The sequence below is a fragment of the Nostoc sp. FACHB-190 genome (genome assembly GCF_014696905.1).
GTDB lineage: Bacteria > Cyanobacteriota > Cyanobacteriia > Cyanobacteriales > Nostocaceae > Nostoc_B.
Window position 1 is genome coordinate 1 of record NZ_JACJQW010000049.1, and the last position, 19,351, is coordinate 19,351.

The 19,351-nt window shown below is 40.0% G+C and carries 15 protein-coding genes; 3 read left to right on the forward strand and 12 right to left on the reverse strand.

Translation table 11 applies throughout. The annotated features are described in order from the left end of the window. Positions 1-334: 334 nt before the first annotated feature. On the reverse strand, positions 335-817 hold the full coding sequence (locus tag H6G28_RS31330) for a hypothetical protein (RefSeq protein ID WP_190676787.1): 483 nt from the start codon (positions 815-817) through the stop codon (positions 335-337). On the opposite strand from H6G28_RS31330, the gene H6G28_RS31335 reads away from it, so the two are divergent. Continuing rightward, positions 816-1,007: a hypothetical protein gene (locus tag H6G28_RS31335; protein ID WP_190676789.1), complete on the forward strand. Its 192-nt coding sequence runs from the start codon at positions 816-818 to the stop codon at positions 1,005-1,007. The two genes, H6G28_RS31330 and H6G28_RS31335, sit on opposite strands and share 2 nt — an antisense overlap. On the opposite strand, the gene H6G28_RS31340 is transcribed toward H6G28_RS31335, so the two are convergent. The 11 genes from H6G28_RS31340 to H6G28_RS31390 all read right to left on the reverse strand — a co-directional run bounded on the left by H6G28_RS31340 (position 1,004) and on the right by H6G28_RS31390 (position 16,631). Next, positions 1,004-1,513 carry an NUDIX hydrolase gene (locus H6G28_RS31340; RefSeq protein ID WP_190594799.1) on the reverse strand — a complete coding sequence of 170 codons (510 nt, stop codon included), beginning with the start codon at positions 1,511-1,513 and terminating at the stop codon, positions 1,004-1,006. The two genes, H6G28_RS31335 and H6G28_RS31340, sit on opposite strands and share 4 nt — an antisense overlap. 89 nt (positions 1,514-1,602) lie before the next feature. Further along, positions 1,603-3,423 carry a 3'-5' exonuclease gene (locus H6G28_RS31345; RefSeq protein ID WP_242054696.1) on the reverse strand — a complete coding sequence of 607 codons (1,821 nt, stop codon included), beginning with the start codon at positions 3,421-3,423 and terminating at the stop codon, positions 1,603-1,605. A gap of 267 nt (positions 3,424-3,690) precedes the next feature. Further along, positions 3,691-5,577 carry a nuclease-related domain-containing DEAD/DEAH box helicase gene (locus tag H6G28_RS31350; protein WP_190676793.1) on the reverse strand — a complete coding sequence of 629 codons (1,887 nt, stop codon included), beginning with the start codon at positions 5,575-5,577 and terminating at the stop codon, positions 3,691-3,693. Positions 5,578-5,743: 166 nt separating this feature from the next. Next, the gene (locus tag H6G28_RS31355) at positions 5,744-6,559 is read right to left on the reverse strand and encodes a 3'-5' exonuclease (protein WP_190676795.1); all 816 of its coding nucleotides are present in this window, start codon (positions 6,557-6,559) and stop codon (positions 5,744-5,746) included. 113 nt (positions 6,560-6,672) lie between these two features. Then, the gene (locus tag H6G28_RS31360) at positions 6,673-7,185 is read right to left on the reverse strand and encodes an EVE domain-containing protein (RefSeq protein ID WP_199332981.1); all 513 of its coding nucleotides are present in this window, start codon (positions 7,183-7,185) and stop codon (positions 6,673-6,675) included. Between the two features lie 11 nt (positions 7,186-7,196). After that, positions 7,197-7,433, reverse strand: a complete 237-nt coding sequence (locus H6G28_RS31365) for a hypothetical protein (protein WP_190676797.1) — start codon at positions 7,431-7,433, stop codon at positions 7,197-7,199. Between the two features lie 115 nt (positions 7,434-7,548). Then, the gene (locus H6G28_RS31370) at positions 7,549-10,836 is read right to left on the reverse strand and encodes an SNF2-related protein (protein WP_190676799.1); all 3,288 of its coding nucleotides are present in this window, start codon (positions 10,834-10,836) and stop codon (positions 7,549-7,551) included. Further along, positions 10,837-12,597: a DUF7380 domain-containing protein gene (locus tag H6G28_RS31375; protein WP_190676801.1), complete on the reverse strand. Its 1,761-nt coding sequence runs from the start codon at positions 12,595-12,597 to the stop codon at positions 10,837-10,839. A 5-nt stretch (positions 12,598-12,602) separates the two neighbouring features. Further along, positions 12,603-15,932: an Eco57I restriction-modification methylase domain-containing protein gene (locus H6G28_RS31380; RefSeq protein WP_190676803.1), complete on the reverse strand. Its 3,330-nt coding sequence runs from the start codon at positions 15,930-15,932 to the stop codon at positions 12,603-12,605. A 138-nt stretch (positions 15,933-16,070) separates the two neighbouring features. Beyond that, a complete protein-coding gene (gene relB / locus H6G28_RS31385) occupies positions 16,071-16,319 on the reverse strand; it encodes a type II toxin-antitoxin system RelB family anti-toxin (RefSeq protein ID WP_190676805.1) in 249 nt (82 codons plus the stop codon). A gap of 165 nt (positions 16,320-16,484) precedes the next feature. Then, on the reverse strand, positions 16,485-16,631 hold the full coding sequence (locus H6G28_RS31390) for a hypothetical protein (protein WP_190676807.1): 147 nt from the start codon (positions 16,629-16,631) through the stop codon (positions 16,485-16,487). A 79-nt stretch (positions 16,632-16,710) separates the two neighbouring features. On the opposite strand from H6G28_RS31390, the gene recD2 reads away from it, so the two are divergent. Both recD2 and H6G28_RS31400 read left to right on the forward strand, forming a co-directional pair. Then, positions 16,711-18,951, forward strand: a complete 2,241-nt coding sequence (recD2, locus tag H6G28_RS31395; protein WP_190676809.1) for an SF1B family DNA helicase RecD2 — start codon at positions 16,711-16,713, stop codon at positions 18,949-18,951. Positions 18,952-18,984: 33 nt separating this feature from the next. Next, on the forward strand, positions 18,985-19,335 hold the full coding sequence (locus H6G28_RS31400; protein WP_190676811.1) for a hypothetical protein: 351 nt from the start codon (positions 18,985-18,987) through the stop codon (positions 19,333-19,335). The last annotated feature ends 16 nt before the right edge of the window (positions 19,336-19,351 follow it).

Sequence of the window (19,351 nt, forward strand, 5' to 3'; positions counted from 1 at the left end):
TGATAAGATATCGGGCATGGGCTTGTTGTGGCTTTTGAGTTGTCGTTTGGGAAGACAATAACTCTACTACATCAGCCCTCTCTCTTCATCCTCTTATTTTGGCGAAGGTATTGTTATAAGATAATGATTACTGCTGTATCCAGCAGTTTCTCAGGTAATCTTCTTGCTCAATCTCTAGTGGTTTGCCTTTACTCGTGACCTTTCTATCAACTGGTATTCTAGGTTTGAGTCATAGCCTTGGGCTGCTAGTTGTGCGTATTCAGTATCAGTTAATCCTAGATTGTAGATTTTGTTCATGATTGAAGATGGAGGCGATCGCATCTATTCACTACTCTTAGGTCACGGTTAGTTCTTGCAGCAAGGCATCATTTATCTGTTGTGCTTCTTCACCAGACTGTTCCGTTACATTAAAAGCTTGCTGCACTATGGTTTTAACTTCCTCTGGTAGCGATTCAAACTTATCAGTATTAAGTATAACAATGCGACAACCAGGGTAAGGGGCAAAATCACAGAAGGGTTTCATCCCCGATGTAATGAGCAATTTACTAAGTTTTGTAATAGAATGGCGAGGCTTCTGGTTGTCCTCACTGCTGTTAATTTCAGATGCAAAATAACCACACAGCCAACTCAAGGCATCAATATCTGTTTCTAAAGCCGCAACTGTACCATTTAATACCTGTTTATTGAGCTTTACAGGCAGATTGTCAAAAATTTGGTCTAATGATTCTGGGTGTCGCTTGTGGCAAGAGCGCACCGCCGATTCAACAAGTTTATCGATTTTGCTGGGTTGTCTTTGCCCAAATCCTTTGCCAGACATGGTAATTGATGTATTGAATAAAGGGATTTTAGCAGGGTTTGGGGGTGGGAGAGAGGCGATCGCTCCCATACCTTCCTCTAAGAATCAGGTAGGGCGATCGCTGTTATACCAAATTAGGTGGGGTTTGAGGAAGTTCAGAATTTTTATAGAAAAACTTTTATTAATTTTAGTCATCAAAATTCGTGCTTAATTTGCATAAAACATCTGCACAAGTTTAATCAAGTCACTTTTTGCAGGTTCACCTTTATTCAACCATTCTATTAAATTAGAAGGAGATAACCAAAAACTTTCAACAAAATCATTTTTATTGTAATCAGGATTATCATCTAATTTAATTTCATAAACTTTCATAAAAGCAGAAACATGATGCTGATGTGGCTTTAAATATCCTAATAATCTAAAGTCAACATTGTCTAATTCTAAATTCAATTCCTCCTTAAGTTCACGTTGCAGAGCATCTTCATAACTTTCTTTGCTTTCAACATGACCTCCCATACTAACATCAAGACAAAGGGGGAAAATTCGTTTTTTGGATGAACGACGAGGTATCCAAAGTTGTCTTAATGAATTAATGACAAAAGCATTGACAACTCTAAAATTGCACAGCCCTTGACTATATATTTCTGAGCGTGGCTTTTGTCCAATAATGCAATCATTTTCATCTACAATGTCAAGTATCTCCAAATCTTGCATCATATTCGATAGAATTAACACTTATTAAATAATATACAGAGTGTAGAGGACTGGGAGCGTTCCGTTAGGTTGCTGGAGGCATTACTTGTCCTCTAAGAATTATGCTGTAAGACTTTCTCCAAACGGCGAGTAAATTGGGAAGAGCGATCGCAACTCAAAATCAGTTGGTCAACTGCCCGTGTCATCGCTACATACAATAATCGTGCTTCTTCTTTTGGTGTGTTGTATTGATGGGGCATATAACCAACACCAGGAATTAACACCACTGGGAACTCTAGCCCTTTAGATGAGTGCATAGTCATCAGTTTGATGCTTGGCGCGGCTGGGTGATAGTTGCGGCTATCGCTATTGGCATTTAACCATTCTATTGGGATGTGGGCTTGTTGGAAGTGGTTATATATGCGATCGCCCATAAACTTAGAGCGATAAATAATTGCGATTTCGTTCCAGGGTGTACCACGCTCATGTAACTGTTGCACTCGCTCGGCTAAATAATCTACCTCATGTTTAAAACTGGGGAGTTTAATTAAATCTGGCATTACTCCCTGTCTTCCAGCACTGGCAGGTTTTACTAATACTACTTGGTCATCATCCCCGGTGGTAGGTTGCATAACTTCTTTAGCAAATTCATAAGCTACACCTAACACTTGAGCAGTGTTGCGGTAGTTGAACTTGAGTATGGTAGTACGTCCCTGTGCCTGGATGCCTACGTTCTTAAAGCTAAATTTCTTATCGCGCTTTTCACCGTAAAGGTTTTGGGCATCATCATACAAGATAAGCAGTGAGTTAGTTTCTGGATTGACCATTTGTGCAACTAGTTTTAACCACTCCGGTTGAAAGTCGTGGCCTTCATCTATCATCACTGCGCCATACGTGCCAGCAGGTATCAACTGGGCATCGACAGCTGCAATAACTCGATTAACCAGTTCGTTTGTGTAAGCTTCATCTTTGTACTCTCTGGGGTCGGGTCTAGAGATGTGGTATTTCTTCAATTGATCCATGCACCAACCATGAAAGTGACGCACCACTATACGCTCTGTTAAATTCTTGTCATAAATCATCTGCCGGAGTTTGGCAGCAAGGGAAACGTTGAAACACAGTACCAAAATTGGTTTATTTTCTACTTGTGCAAGATACTGACAACGGTAAGCTAAAATCATGGTTTTGCCAGAACCCGCTACACCATGAATTACCCGATGCCCATCACCTAAACTCCTTGCTAACTGTTCTTGTTGCAAATCCATAATTTTGAGAATGTCAGGGATTTGCAACTGTGGTGATTCTTCGGCGGTGTCTGATTCAAGCGAAGATAACTGCTTGTCACTGATGCGTAATTCTGGGAAGATATGCCAGCGTATTCTATCAATTTGGTGAGGAGTGATTGCCTTACCAAATTGATATGCAGATAAATCCCAAAGTCGTTGCTGAAATTCGCCTGCATCTGTGCTTGGGAGCATTTCATCTTTGCAGATAACTAAGTGTTCCTCAAACACTGCTGGTAGTTCACTTTCATTAAATGCTTTGCGGGTGATGTTGGTAAACACCACGCCGTAACCATAAGGAATGACTAGCTTACCCTGATATTTACCTTCTTGCTGCACCAGGGCGGGGTCTTTTTCTAGCATTTTGTTGACTGCTAGGGCATAATCTCTGGCCTGTTGTAGCGGGTGTTTGACTTCTTTGATTCCATCCTCAGTAATTATGGTGGCTGTGGAGGGGTTGATAGTTTGAATGGTATCTAACTTCCAGTCTTTCACTTCCAAAATAAATAAGCCCCGGCTGGGGTGCAGCACAATAAAATCTGGATGTAGCTGCTTTTTACCTACTGGCACATCGTACCAAAGTAAATAATCATTCTCTAATTTTTCCTCCAAACGCTCGGCTAACCTCCTCTCGCCAGGGGTCATTCGCATTGAGCAGCTATTAAATGAGGGAATTAGGGTGGCCATAGGTAGATGTAATTCGGGTTTCCTCTAAGAATGGGAGGGGGCGATCGCTTATTTCACAACTTTTATCCTCATCTCTTGGTGCATGAATATTTACTTAATAGTCAACGTCCGTAAACTTTATTGGTGTAGACGTTTTAGAGTGAGGCAACACCAAGTTTAAACTTATAAAGAATTTATATAGTCCTAAATATATACTTAAGGTTTTATGTTTTGCAGATTTTAAAGAATTATCTAAGCAGATACCCACTCAAATAACTCCCAAGTTTCGCCAAACTCTGCTAAGTGTGGAACTGAACAAACAACAGTAATGTAGCTGCCTGCAATTCGACGCTTCAGGCGGCTCAATGCCACATATATTGCTGCTAACTCTTCCTCTGTTTCTGCCCGTTCAATATTAATAACCATACAGCACGACTCCCAGCCTTTAAAACTGTGAATTGTTGCTGCTTTCACCCGTGCGTCACCCATAAAGAAGCCCAATTTACGTTGTTTCTGTTCTCTATGATCTCTGCCGAAAACGTGGGCTACTCTCACCCCCTTTTTTTCCAATATACTGACACACTCCAAACCAGACTGATGATTTTGTACCAATAAGACAATATCTGAGTAAGCCAGAATATCTGGTTGAGTCCAAATTGGCATATTTAAAACTGCTTGAGTTGAAATACTAGCGTTATCACCACTATCCACTTGAATCCAACGCATTTGTACTGGTGATAGATTGAGTTCCTCTTGATCAGGTTCAGGCAGATTAATGGTAGTATTTGGCAGATACTTAACTGCGTATTCCTTGAGGTAGCCTATTAGTTCACGAGGTGTTCTGTAACAAGTATCTAAATCAACCCAACTCCCTTTAAAGCCTGCCCCTTCCATCTTTTCATCAGTCCAATACTGAGTACGCTGGTAAAGATCCTGCGTCTCATCAGCTACTAATAGCATCTCACCGCCTTTACGCCGAACTTTTCTAAGAGTGTTCCACCAATCCAGATTATAGTCTTGACCCTCATCAACTAAAATTGCATCAAAAGTGGGAACCTCACTTTTTTTGTTATCTATTGCTAGATTGACTAAATTAATCATGTCAAACTCTAGAATACGTTCTAAATTTTCAGGATTTTGAACACCTTTCCAAAGTTCACGATACTCATTTTGATAACCTGCATCATAGCAAACCCGCTTGCACCATTCGTGAAAGTGACACCAAGTAATAGAATTAACTTTTTTATTAGGTACTTGATGACGTACTGCTAAATCTCTCAAATAGTGCCATAAAGTGATATTAAAACTTACCACTAAAACATCTTTTCCTTCAGAAGAAAGCTGTGCTGCCCTACCTGCTAGTACCAAAGACTTTCCAGAACCTGCTGACCCTTTAATCCGGCGGTATCCTATAGGTGTTCGTGTTGTAATGTAACTCTTTTGTTTTTTATTGAGTTCAAGTGGTTGCCGTTGGGTAGCTGCAAAATCTGGTTCAATTAACCAAGCTCTTAAATCTGCCGCAAATTGTGGTTGCATATATTTAGATGTACGCCACATTGCTGAAGGGAATATAGCTGCTAAATTCTTGCTGTCTAAAGCATCTTTTCCAGATATAGGATGATATTTTTCTTGATTTCCTAACTGATGTAGATGCTCTTGAAAAGGTTGAAATAAATTCTTAGCTTGCTGAGTTGTGGCTTCTGTCATAATCACACCTGCTGTTACTACAGCCAAGCATTGATAATTACCTTCTGCACTTTTAATCGCTAATCGAGGACAGTATAAATTAATAATGCTATCTTTGTACTGGTCAGCTTTTTCTACTGGATTATCTCTTACTCGAAAATCTACGCCAGTATGAGAAGTTGCCCAAAGTTCAGGGCTACCTTTAGCTGAAGTTTTTACTCTATAAGGTAGAGCATTTAAGTTCCAGTCCTTGACTTCAAAAACAGCTATTCCTACCTTGGGATTTAACAACACAAAATCAGGTCGTAACCCATTTAGGTGAGGTTGGATATAGATTTCCCATTCTTGGGGTAAATTCCGACAGAAAAAGTCTAAAACCTTTTGCTCACCAAGTGTCAGAGGTGTTCTTAAAGAGGATAACTGTTCAAGGGACGGAGAAATTAATCGGTGCATACTTCCAACCTAATGCTAGATGTTGTTTAATTTGAACTAAAGTCCATCCTTTCTTGTATGACTGATGTATTGTTATAGTTACGTTTTATTAAGAGGTAGATAGAATGTTTACAACAGTCTGCAAGTATCCAAATTTATCTTTAAAAGAAATGTAGGATGATTTTGTCTATTGCTGCGACTGATGTATAGCATCCCACTCTTTTTTTATCGCTCTCTTGGTAGATAAAGGAAAATCGCCTTTCGTCATCATCCAATCGTAATATCCTGGGTCTTGTGATAATACTTCTAGCAAAGTTTTGTCCTTATACTTACCAAAATTTAGAATAATTGCTTTTTTCTGCTCATCATAAATTACTTTTCCTGCTGGGTCTAAAAAATTGAATTTAGCCAGTTGGCTTAAAACACTCATGTCATTTTTAATTGGCACAGATACCGCAGAACCATCACTGGTATGTCCTGTATTCTCATAATGCTGGATTTGTGCTTTTAAAACTTCATAGGTAGCACGAATGTCAACGGCTGCATCATGAGCATTTACTAAATCTTTACCACAATAGAACTTGTAAGCTGCCCTTAAGTTTCGCGGCTCCATCTTGTGAAATATAACTTGTGCGTCAATCAGATTTCTACCTTGTAGTTGAAAATCTATTCCTGCGCGTAGAAATTCCTCTATCAGCAGAGGAATATCAAATTTATTAGAGTTGTATCCCCCTAAGTCACTGTCATTTATAAAAGTTGCATAATCAATAGCTACTTGGGCAAATGTGGGTAAAAATCTAACATCATGGTCATAAATACCATGAACTTTAGATGCACTTGGAGGAATGGGAATTGTTGGATTAACTTTCTGGGTTTTGATTTCTTCCCTGCCGTCAGGAGATACCTTGAGTACGGCAATTTGAACAATTCTATCCTTAGCTGTATCTACGCCTGTAGTTTCTAAATCAATAAATGCCAGTGGTCTTGTTAAATTTAATCTCATATTTTTTAGGTAGATGTAATGTTTTAGCCTGTTATATTTAAAGTTAGTGATGTTACTGCTTTCTAGGTTCTGACGATCGCCTGGGTTTCCTCTAAGAATTTGAGGAGCGATCGCTAACCTTTCAATTCATGTACACGTTGCCATTCCTGCTGTGTAATTTTGTAATTTGTACCGTTCGGCTGGCGAATCACAATCAAATTTTTCAACACAGGGTCAAGCTTGAGGTCTTCGCGTAGCAGTGGCTTGTCTATTAACTTACTGGTAAAGCGAATCCTGGTGCAAGGTTTAACACCAATGCGGCTGGTATCTATCCAGTAGCCAATGTCAGGGGGGTTAGTGATGATTTTGGGTGACTCGATAATCTCTGCTATGGCATATATCCCCGCCTTATCTCCTGCTTTCCAAATCAGCACCCCATCACCAGCCGCCATGTCTTTGGCATAGCGCGTTGCAAGCCAGGGCATCTGCTCAAAGTCGCGGATACCGTCTATGATGCGGTAATACTTCGGGTTGCCTTGAAATAGCCAGTAACTCATTGTTTGGTAGATTTCCTTGCTTGATTTGGTGGGAGGGGCGATCGCTTTTGGTTTCCTACTATATAAACATTGGTAATGTTCAGTTAGCATTACTCCTAGTTCTATTTTTTAACTGCCCTACATTTTTTAGCAATATGCGTCGCTAACCTGCTTTCTTTTACTCTTTGATTACAATGCGGACATTGTGTGATTCCTTTATTAGTTGGAACTTGAGAGTTAAGTTTCATTTTTAAAAAAGGCGTTTCAATATGGAAAAAAATATTCATCCCCTTTTCTAAAGCTTTAAATATAACAATAAACAATAAGAATCCTACTGAACCTATTGCCAGAATGTCCATTTTAATTATTCCCTATTCAATATTGTATTTTCTTATATATATACATACTCTTTTAATAAGACTTAGTAGAAGAATGTTTACGTTATTGAGAGAGAGCGCACCCTTAACTTTTCCTCTAAGAATCTGGTTTAAACCACTCATAACAAATCAATTTAATGTCCTTTTCATTAATAGTTTCGATAGGTCTTATGTCTTGTTCATCTGTAAGTTCCTCATATTGGTCACTGTCTACAAAATATTCATCTAAATCGGAAATGAGTAAGCTGACATTTTTATGTTGTTTGAACGTCTCCCAAATCGCCTTAATATCTCGCTCATAACTACGAGAATTAACGGTAGTGATTACTTTTAATACCCGTTCCTTGGCTTCTTCATCAATTGGTTCACTTTGAAATAAATCAGGTTGAGTGAGAGCATGATGAATACTTTGTAGAAGCTTTGACATTTGCGGTTTAATGCCTTTAGCTGTCTGTTGTTTTTGGAAGTATGTCATAATGTTGCGGATAGCTCCTTCTAGAACAGGAAAAATCCGCTTATCAAACTCGACTGGTGGTAGTTTCTCTGGTGGTGGAAAGTCTGACTGTTGACACTTGAGCCAATTGAAAATGGTGCGTTTGTCGTCAATTAATGAGGTTGGATCTAGAGAAATAGCGTTATTAATCTGTGGGTAAAAATGCCAAAAGTGCTTATCTTTAACTTTAAAAGCTAAGAATACTCCCCCATTAGGGACTTTGTGATGAGCTATGAGTTTATTGGACGTGCTATGAATACCAAAGGGAATCTCATCAATTAATTCCTTACTGGCTTGTTGTAAAAACTCTAGTAAAGGTAATCTCATTTCATCTAGAGATACCAAATCAGATGCCAGTTCTAATTCTGCTAATATGGCTTCTTTTTCTGCATCTGTGTCAGCCATCTTGAGCCTGTATAATTCCTCTAGGGATTTATCAGAGATAGTTTCACCCAGTACACTACCGTCTAGCCCTACTTCTCGGTCAATGGTAGCGATGCGTTCCTGTAATCTTCTTACTAACCCTAATAAATCCTCTAATCCCTGTTCTGGAAAGCAGTTATATATAAATAGTTGCTCATAATCTGTTCCCAGTCGGTCAATGCGTCCTGCCCTTTGAATCATACGGACTGGATTCCAATGCAGGTCATAGTTAACTAACACCCCAGCATCTTGCAGGTTTTGACCTTCTGATAGTACATCTGTACAAATTAGAATATCAATTGGGTGTTGTTGCAGTGCGCTTAATTCTTCATCACTTTGGGCATTAGCTTTGGGGGCAAACCGTTTTACTTTTTCTTCTCGTTGTTTACCCGAAGTTGCACCAGTCAATAACTCAATTACAGGTGTTTTACCGTTGACTTGCATTTGTGTTAGCCAAGTTGTATCGGTAATTAGTTGCTGGTATAAGTAATTAGCCGTGTCTTTGAAGTAACTAAAAACTAATAGTCTTTGACCTGGAAGTTGAGTTTTGAGTAAATGTTTAAAAGCTGCTAGCTTGCAGTCATAATCTGTATTGGCTGCTGCTGAAGATTCAATTTGCTCTAATTTGGTAATAATATTGTTTAAAATAGTCAGGTCAGATTCAATCTGCTGCTGGAGTTGATTTAGGTCATAGTCTTTAGAGTCAATTTCATCTAATGACTCAATAATGGTATTAACTGAGTTACTTTCTTCTTCATCTTCAGCCACTAATATCAGCTTCCGGTAGTTTTTACTATCTAGCAGTTTTCCTTGTTCAGTCAGCAATCTATAAAAATTAGTCTGAAAATTGCGCTGGTTAGTAATGCTGCTTTTAAAGGCAATTAGTGAACTTTCAAACCGTTTAAAGTACAGTGCTTTTTGCAGGGCAACTAAAGCATCATTGCGTTTTATTTCATCTACATCTTGCTTTTGTTTACGCTTTTTAAATGCCTTGATGTTATACGCTGGTAATTTCAATTGGTCAATTTGATTGGCTATCCCTTTATATAGTCCAGCAAAAGTATCTTCAAAGTTGTAGGTGAACTGTTCTAACTGACGTTTAGGAAAGTTAATTATTTTACCATTAATGCGAATTTCTTCACCTGCTTGTTGCCTTCTAATCACATCCTGGCGGCTACGTCTTACCATTGTCTGTAGTAAAAGTTCGGTGATTTCTACCCCACCTTTAGCTAAAGCCTTAAAGTATGTTTTCAGGTTAGAAATACCCCATTCTCTGTAATAAGTTTCACCACCACGGGTCAAAAGTAAAATTTGGTGGTAAAGGTCAAAGATGCTGTTATTAATGGGGGTAGCTGTGAGCAATACCACCCGTTTATTGCGTTTACCACTGCTCACTAACTTTAATAAGTTACGATAGCGATTGGTGGCACTGTTGCGGAAGTTGTGGGATTCATCCACCACCACAATGTCATAACGGGCGTAATCATGAATATTAAACGCTTGACGGCTGATTTCTTCATGGGACAGCACACGCGCCTTAATTTGAAAATCTTCTAGTTTTTTCTCCCAAACTAAATCTCTTAACTGTGCTGGACAAATCACCAGGGCGCGGGGAACTTTACTAGGTCGTCTGTCTTTAATAAGGTAATATTCCAGTAACCGCAAGCCAATAAATGTTTTACCCAAACCAACGGCATCTGCTACAATACAGCCCCGGTGTTTTTCTATTAGTTTGACGGCTCTTTCAAATCCTTCTTGTTGGAAGCTGGCTAGTTCTAAGGTAGTGCGATCGCTCTCACCAATGATGCTGTCATCTTTGAAAAATTCGTATAGTACCTTAAGAAATACCTGATATGGGGTGTAAGCTTTACTGCCAAACTTAGAAGCGTTAAGTGCATCAATTAACTTGGCTTTGTAATCAACATCAACACTAGGGTGATTCCAAAACTCATTAAACCAGTTGTGGCGTAAATCTTCGGCAATGCCTCGGTGCTTATTGAGTACGTTTAGTTCACGGTTAGTTTCAATCCCCGCCGGAGTGAAGTTACTTGAGCCTACTATGGAGTAATGGTCAAATATATAAGCTTTGGCGTGTAAAAATTCCCCATTCGTTGCCCCATACAATCTAACCTGGATATGGTCTTGCTCTAGGTATGCAATTATTCGGTCAATCTGGTGCTTGTAGTCTGCTTTAAGATCCTGCTGCTCTAGTTCTTTTTGAATATCGCGGCGGAAGTAGCGGATTAGGTCAATGCGATCGCTTTCGGCTGGTCTAATGGTGGGGTCACGTCCAATGAGTAACCGTAGGTTGGTTAGTTGGTTCATGGCAGCTTCCAGACGTACCCATGCCTCGATGCGGAAAAAGCCGGTGGCGATGTCGAGGACAATTTGATTTTCATCCTCAATTAAAGTTTTGAGGATATGTTGCAGTTTGTAGCGGGAGTTGTCTATGTAGTCTGGTAGAGGCATTTATTCCTGCTCATTTGTTTGTGAAGATTCACGGTTTGAAATTATAGGTAAATAACATAAATGCAGTGTAAGCCACCATAAATAAACGACTGATGGTGTATAAAAACCATTGACGCTAAGTAAACCATGAGCCATTAAATTTCTTAAATTAGAGCCAAATCCTTTGCGGTTTAATAAACCTATTACATCAAAAGCAATATCTTCTCCAAAAATTGCTTGTAAATCTGCTTCATGTTTATCAAATAGTACGCTCATTATGTATTCATCTTGTATGCCTTTGTCGAGCCAAGATGTAATATTTCCTCTGCGTTTGACAAGGCAACGGATAGAATGTTCTATTTGAGGAATTAAAAGATGTGCTGCAATTAAAAAATCACCAGTTAAACCTGCATAAAGACCTCTAGCATATATCTCTTCACGTCCTCTGGGAACAAAAGGATTATTAGCAACAATTTCATAAAAATCACTAACTTTAACATAATGTTCTAAATTAATTTGATATCTGGCTGGCTCAATGATAGCTTGAGCTTGAACTTGTTGATACCAAATAGCAGTTCTATACATTTCATCTTCAAAAGACGGATTTTTCCCTATTATTTTACCCATATCATTAATGTATACTGGAGGGAAAATCATGCTAAATATACTTTTAGTGATTAGTTCTTGAGTTTGTTGTTTAATCTCAGATATATTAGTAGGTTTAAACAGAAATGCTAAAATATAAAGAGCTTCGTGTAACTCTTTATTTTTAACTTGTTCTATAACTTGTCCAGCAATATCACTAATATCTATTTGCTGAGAAAAAGATTGTAGTTCTGTAGTGGATCTTTGCTGATAATCTAGTAAAGTTTTATGTATTTGTTCTATACGAGTTTGATTACCTCCAATATTTGTTAATGCTTCGATAGCCTTGATTAAGAAATGAGATGCGGCTAGATAGGTTGGAGGTGTTTGGTTAATTTTATCTTCTGCTTCTTTTACATAGGTTTCGGCATAAGATAAAGATGCAGAGCGTTCTTGGTTATCATCTTGGTTTTTTCGATGCCAACCAATAGCTATTTCCCAATAGTTTCTTGCTTTATGCCAGTTATGCTCTGTTTCGGCTCGACGTGCTGCCTTTTCTGAAATAGCGGCATATTTTGATGGATCTCCTTTTTTGAATTCCTGTAGGAGTTCCATCAATTTTGCAGATAGAAAAGAGAGGTCTTCTCCGTTATACTTGTCCAATACACTTTCGATGTAAATAATGACTTTATCTTTATGAGTCTTCTGGTTAGCTTGATAAGCTAAACGAATTGCCCGTTCAATTCTCTCTACTGATAATGTCCAACGCTCTGGTTTATCTAATAATTTAGCAGCTTCTAAATAAGAATCAATTGCAATTTGTGCCATACGATAGTCACGGTTACGTATCCAAATAATATCTGCTATTCTCCCTTTAAGTTCATAATCAGATATTTCTGACACCCACTCTTTCAAAACTGCTAAATATTCATTACTAATACCACTAATAAAATCCATGTAATAGAAAGGCTGTTCAGTAGACTCGGATTTTAAGGTGGAAGATGTAATTCCTGATAGTACCGCTAAAGTAACTTGGAGTTGGGTATTACCCTGTTGTTCAGCTTCTTGGGATTTAAGCCAAAATAAACGTGAATAGTGATTGCAATCTATTTCTTCTGAATTGTTAACAACTTCTTCCCAGTTACAGTTAATAAAATTATCTTTTGATAAAGGAATATTTGGAAATGATGAATCCATAATTTTTACTCTCCTTTAATAATCTTCATTTCTTCAGCAGTCAGCCCATACAGATGAGCTACCCTATCATCTATCTCTTCTTCCCACTCATCCACACCCTGACCTTTGGCATCAAGGCATTTTTGTACTAAGCTAGAGATAGTTTTTTGCTCAGAAGCAGAGGCATCAGGGATGGATATCTGCTCAACAAATATAGATTTGAATCGCATGAAATTACCCCGTACTTGTGAACAGACTTGGGAGAAGAAGAATTTAACAGGCTTAGAATTTAAAACTCCAAGTAAGTACAGGGAATCATATGGAATTGTAAAAACTGTACAATCAGGTATTAATCCAGAGGTGTCTAATGTAAATTTAGAGTTTTCGGCAATATCAGGGTAAATAATTTTAGGCTGATCAAACTCCTGCCAGTATCGACATGATCTTAGCTCCCAAAAATATTTACCTTGCTCACCACGCTGAATAAGTTGACTCCAAAAAATCTTGAACCAAGAATAAATTGCTGGATATGTACTAGCAAAAACTTCTTCTGCTTCCTCTAGAGACATACTTGACCAAGGGTGTTGTTTATTCTCTGAAGACTCAATTTTAATCAGATATTGCTCGGCAAATTCTGTTCTCCAGCGTTTTACATTTCGCCCTCTAACAAATGGCTTTATCACCTCATTTGAGGAAGAATGTTCCGCAATTAATCTCTTTTTTGTATCACCATCAATAATAAAAACATTATTTAATCCAGTTAGAATTCCATAGCATATTCGTTTGCCAGTATGCTCATTCAACAATTTTCCATTACTACGTAATTTATCCAGTATTTCTAGAGTTGAGCCAGGCTCTAATTTCCATCCAGTAGATAATAGTTGCTTTTGACAGATTGAAAAATGATTGGATTGAAATACAGCGCGGATATTCTCAACGGATTCTTCTATTTGCCAGTTAAGTACCTGCGTCGAATTTTTACTTGAACAGTTTTTTTGAAGCAAGATAATGCTTGGATATGCAGTTGCTTCAAAGACAGGTGTATCTCCAAAATCTATTAAAAAGTGAATGACTGATTTTTGTGCCAGAAGAGTGCGAAGCTTTTGCCCGTAGCCAGACCGCATATATTTATTTGAAGAAATATAAGATAGGCTACCGCCTGCTTTCAATAACTCAAAGCCACGTTCATAGAAATACACAAACAAGTCAGCAGCACCGTCATAGCATTGATACTCTTGTTGCAGCCTCGTTTTGAATTCAGAAAGTTGTTGATATCTCACATATGGCGGATTCCCAATTACAATATCAAACCCACCTTGCTGCTGAAACACCTCATTAAAGTGCAGATGCCACTGGAAGAAGTTAAGCGATCGCATCCCCTTTTCCACTTCAGCCGCAAACTTACCCAACTCAGCCAACTTATCAGCAATCTGTTGAAGTTCCTTTTCTTGAGCCTTGCTGACTTTGCCCTTCATCAGCTTAATTTTATTTTCTAATTCCCTCTGCTTCCCTAACCCAAAAGAACAACGATCTGCGATCGCAACTCGAAACACATTCTTTTCAGCTTCTAAAATTTTTCCTCTAAGAATCTGACGCTCCTGGGCATGAGCCTCAAAATACTGATGTTGTAAGTCTATCAGGGGTTGAATAGCTGCCTGTACAGGAGTGACGTTCAATACTGTCTGCTGGTCTTTGGTGGGGTCAGGAATCAGCTGCTCACCATGAATAGTAGAAATGAGCGAATCCCCACACATTAGCTTGTAATCAAGGTTGGGCAGTGGTTCAACATCATCAATCTCAGGAATATCCACCACCAGCGATAACCACATCCGCAGTTTGGCAATTTCCACAGCTTCCGGCTTGATGTCCACACCATAGAGATTATTAGCAATAATATCCCGCTTCCATTGACTGATAGTGAGACTACCCCGTTGTACGGGTCTACCATCTGTTCGATGAGCGATCGCTTGTTTGACTGACAAAATTACCTGCATCATCCCCATTGGGAATGCACCAGAACCCACAGCCGGGTCACAAATTCTTACAGAGTCTAGAGCTTTTGAAAGTTTTTTCGCCTGTTCCTTCGTCAACAGTTGGTTAATATCTTGCCCTGGTAACTCAGAGTCATATTCTGTGAGTTTTTTGACTGCTTCCAAGTCCATACCTGTTTGATCTGCTAGGTAGCGACTTAGGGATTCCACACACATGAACTGGACTATTCCGCGTGGAGTGTAGAAAGTACCACTTTGCCCCCGTTCTTCAGCAGCCAACATATTCTCAAACACTTTACCCAACATTTCTGGGTCAACAGCTACATCTTCATCACCTTGGACATTTTCGGAAACGGTGAAATTGTAGCTATTAAAGAATCTTAAAATACCTTTTTCACCACTGGGGTCAAAAACAGAATTAGGTAATTCGATTTGGGGGGGTGTCTCTACGCCAGCAGTATCAATCACGCCTGTTCCATAATCTCGCTCAAACAGTCCACCATTAAGATAAGGAATCTTACCCCAATCTGAATCATTATTCGGGCGTGGTTTGTTGAGCATTTCAAAAAACAACGGCTCTAGCACCTGAGAATAAAAATTTGTGTCCTCTAGGTCAGCACGTAGTTTTTTATATTGATTCTTCAGAAAATTGCGATCGCCTGCTAAAAACTCCTTTTTCTGCAAAAAGTAGAGGAACATAACTCGTCCCAGGAGTCGTTGAGAGAACTGGTGTAGCCTATTGGGGTCATTGAAGTAGGAATGCTGGTTGTTAGCTTTAATAACCCGTTGCAGCTCCTCAAAGATTTCTCGATAACCGCGATAGAAGTCTTTAGTTAGTTTCTCTACATCAAAGGCTTCACACTGAACCTTGTATAGTTCTTGAGGAGAAAGATTACGGGCAGCAATGGCCTCTAGGCGGTCACGGTCATAATTAGTGGGATTAGCCCTGTCAACTAAAAGCTTTCGGATGCTGACCTTAAGATTCATATCAGCATCAAAATTCTTGCGGGGATTGACCAACATCAACTGGTTATAGTCTTTTGTACCCAGCAGTAAATAATCAGAAGGTCGTCTACAAAGACTTTGAGCCAAAGAGCGCATCCGGTTACTAGCAACGCTGGGAGAATGCCACTCTGATTCTTGAAGCTGAAACAGTAATACTTGCAACGACTCATTACCATGCTGATGATCGGCAATCATGTATGCGTCCCAAATAGCTTCTGCACTGCGAGCCGGTAGCTCCAAATCATCAATAGCTAATTGTTGAGCAGAAGCGTTGTAGCCAATTTTTTGAAATAAAGATGCTACATTATCTGGATTATCTATGTGCCTGACATCATCTAGTTGGAGTAGTCGCCCCTTCATACCTGTGTTTCCCTAGACTCAAAAGTTGTTTCTCCAAAATCCTTGTTGTGTATCTATTGCCATTAATCTTGGGCAGGTTAAATCTGCAATCGCCACGTTACAGTTGCAATTGCACTCACACAAAACTGAAGCCAAAAACTAATTTGATAAATACTTAGCCAACAAATCCTGCCCCTCGTCGCCCATCTTCTCCAACATCTCCTCAATCTTGCCCATCGCCAATGGTGATGGGGTTGAGCGTCCATTTTCCCAACGGTTGATTGTGCTATATGTCACACCCAACTGGGCTGCAAGCTGTTCTTGCGTAAGCCCAAAGGCAAGCCGCAGATCACGAATTATCTGCCCCACCTCTGGCTGTTGTATAGCCAAGGGTTTTTTAATAGTCATTGAGCAAACTTGATCCACTAACTTCAGTAGCGGATGCTATATGATTTGTTACATATTACTCATGCTAAAGCGGACTTAACCTCAGTGATTTTTCTTAAAAAATAAACAAAATCTAAAGTATTTGATTGAAATTGGAATATTTTTTCAGTGATGTTGAATTGAAATTCAAGCGAGGAAATGTAGCAGACAGGCGATCGCCCCCATCAAATCAAGAGAGGAAAAGCCAAACCATAAGCGATCGCCTGTTTCCTTAAATTCAAATGCCTGCGGTGGTAGACTACGCCATTTTCTATAATTTCTTGTATAGTACATAATTACTATAAAAAGCCAACTCGATTACTTTTCAAACAGTGAGTATCGAGTATAATAGCTGCGCCGTTTGTTGAAAGTGATGTCCACCACACCCCTACCAAGTCAGCAACAAATTAACGCAACTCCCAAACAAGAATCAATCATGGGAGTGGTAGAACGCTTGACCTATTACTCTCAAGAGTCAGGGTACACGGTGGCACGTTTACAACGCCCTGGTGCAAAGGAACTAACTACAATTACTGGTAGCTTTGCAGATATCCAGCCAGGACAAACACTGCAATTAACTGGCTTTTGGCGTGAACATCCCCAGTATGGTTTGCAGTTTCAAGTTGCGAGTTACAAAGAAACCAAACCTGCAACACTTACAGGTATTGAGAAGTATTTAGGTAGTGGTCTCATTAAAGGTGTTGGCCCCGTAACTGCAAAACGCATTGTTGCCCACTTTGGCATAGAAACTCTAGATATTATTGAAAATCAAATTGAACGCCTAGCTGAAGTCAACGGCATCGCCAAAAAGCGGATTGCCATGATTCAAAAAGCCTGGGAAACCCAAAAAGCTATTAAAGAAGTGATGGTATTTCTGCAAAGTCATGGTGTCTCTACTACTTATGCAGTCAAGATTTATAAACAATATGGCGATAAATCCATAGATACAGTTACCCATAATCCTTACCAGTTAGCAGCAGATATCTATGGTATTGGTTTTTTAACTGCTGATAAGATTGCCCGAAATTTGGGTGTTCCCGCAGATTCCGAGTTTCGCTACCGTGCCGGGATGACCCATGTATTAAGTGAAGCCGCAGAAGATGGGCATTGCTACTTGCCACAGAGCGAACTGATTGAGAAAGTAATTAAACTGCTCACTACTGCTGACCATCAACCAACAGCAGATGCGATCGCTCAAACTATCAAAGATATGGCGTTAAAAGATGAGCTAATTAGAGAACGTGATGCCGATAAAATACTCAATTGCTACAAACCTACTTACTTTTATACTGAGCAAAACCTAGCCCAATTGGTACGAGAACGCCTCACCCACCCCATCAGTCCTGATATTCCTCGCGTCCGGGCTTGGTTGGAGCGTTTTAGCAGTAGCCGCCAAGTTGCACTATCACCCGAACAGCAACAAGCAGTAGAGACGGCTGCTTACTCTCGATTCACCGTCATTACAGGTGGCCCTGGTGTGGGCAAAACATTCTGCACTAGCACCATAGTCAGTTTATGGAAAGCAATGGGTAAATCAATTGCCTTGGCTGCACCAACTGGACGCGCTGCCCAAAGATTAGGCGAGATGACTGGGCTAGAAGCGAAAACCATTCACCGCCTACTAGAATTTGACCCCAAGACGCGCAGTTTTAAAAGAGATCGCACCAACCCCTTACCCCATAGTGCAATTATTGTCGATGAAGCCAGTATGCTTGACTTATTTCTGGCATATTCGTTGGTTGAAGCAGTTGCCGAAAATGCCCAACTATTGTTGGTGGGAGATATCGACCAATTACCATCGGTAGGTGCGGGTAACGTGCTGGCTGATTTGATTAATTCGAGAAAAGTGCCTGTAGTCAGACTTACCCAAGTATTTCGCCAAGCTGCTACTAGCAAAATTATTACCGCCGCCCACCAAATTAACCGGGGGCAGTATCCCCATATTGAATCAATTTCTAATACACCTCAATCTGATTGTCTGTGGCATGGTGGAGGGTTTGAGCCAGAACATGGTGTACAGGCAATTAGTGAGTTGATAGCTGATTTCATTCCAGGGCTTGGTTTTCATCCTGCGACTGATGTACAAGTGCTTTCCCCCATGTCACGGGGATTAGTCGGTACACGCAATCTCAACAATGTACTGCAACAATTAATTAATCCCCCTAGCCCTGAAAAAATTGAAGTAACCAGGGGGGGGACTATTTTTAGAACAGGCGATCGCATTATCCAACTTACTAACGACTACCAACGGGAAGTGTTTAACGGTGATGTAGGATTTATTACCAAAATAGATACTGAGGAACAGGAAGTCATCGTCCAGTATCAAGAGCGCGATGTTACTTATGATTATGCTGACATGAATGAACTGGCTTTAGCCTGGAGCGTGAGTATCCATAAGTCGCAAGGTTCAGAATACCCAGTAGTGATTTTGCCTTTGTATACGCAACATTACATGATGCTGACTCGGAATTTACTGTATACGGGGTTAACCCGTGCTAAGAAACTGGCGATTATTATTGGGAGCCAAAAGGCAATCAGTATGTGCGTTCGTTCTACAAAGTCCCAAGAAAGATATACCCGATTGCAAGAGAGGTTGATTTATGAATTGCAATAGCGATCGCTCTTTGGGGCGCAGTACACTGGTGCTATGCCAAAAATCCCAGAGTGCGATCGCTGTCTCCTATATGCCCATGACCCCCACATAGTCTGTGCCGTTCACCCAACGGGGCCAAATAATGACAGCTGCTTAGATTTTCGAGAAGACCCTAACGCCCAAGTAGAAGAACTGTGGCAACCAGAAGGGGCAACCTACTACAACGGCGAGTTGATTGTGCAGCCCAGCCAACGTTGGACACCAGAGGAACAATTAGAGTTACTTGATTGGCATCCGATGTTTACTGGCAAGTGTCCTCAATGTGGTGCTGAGTATGACCGAGACTACACCTCAAGGGTGCATTGGGATTGCTCGGAATGCGGGTGGATGGATGATACTGTGTAGGGCGATGCCAATTCCT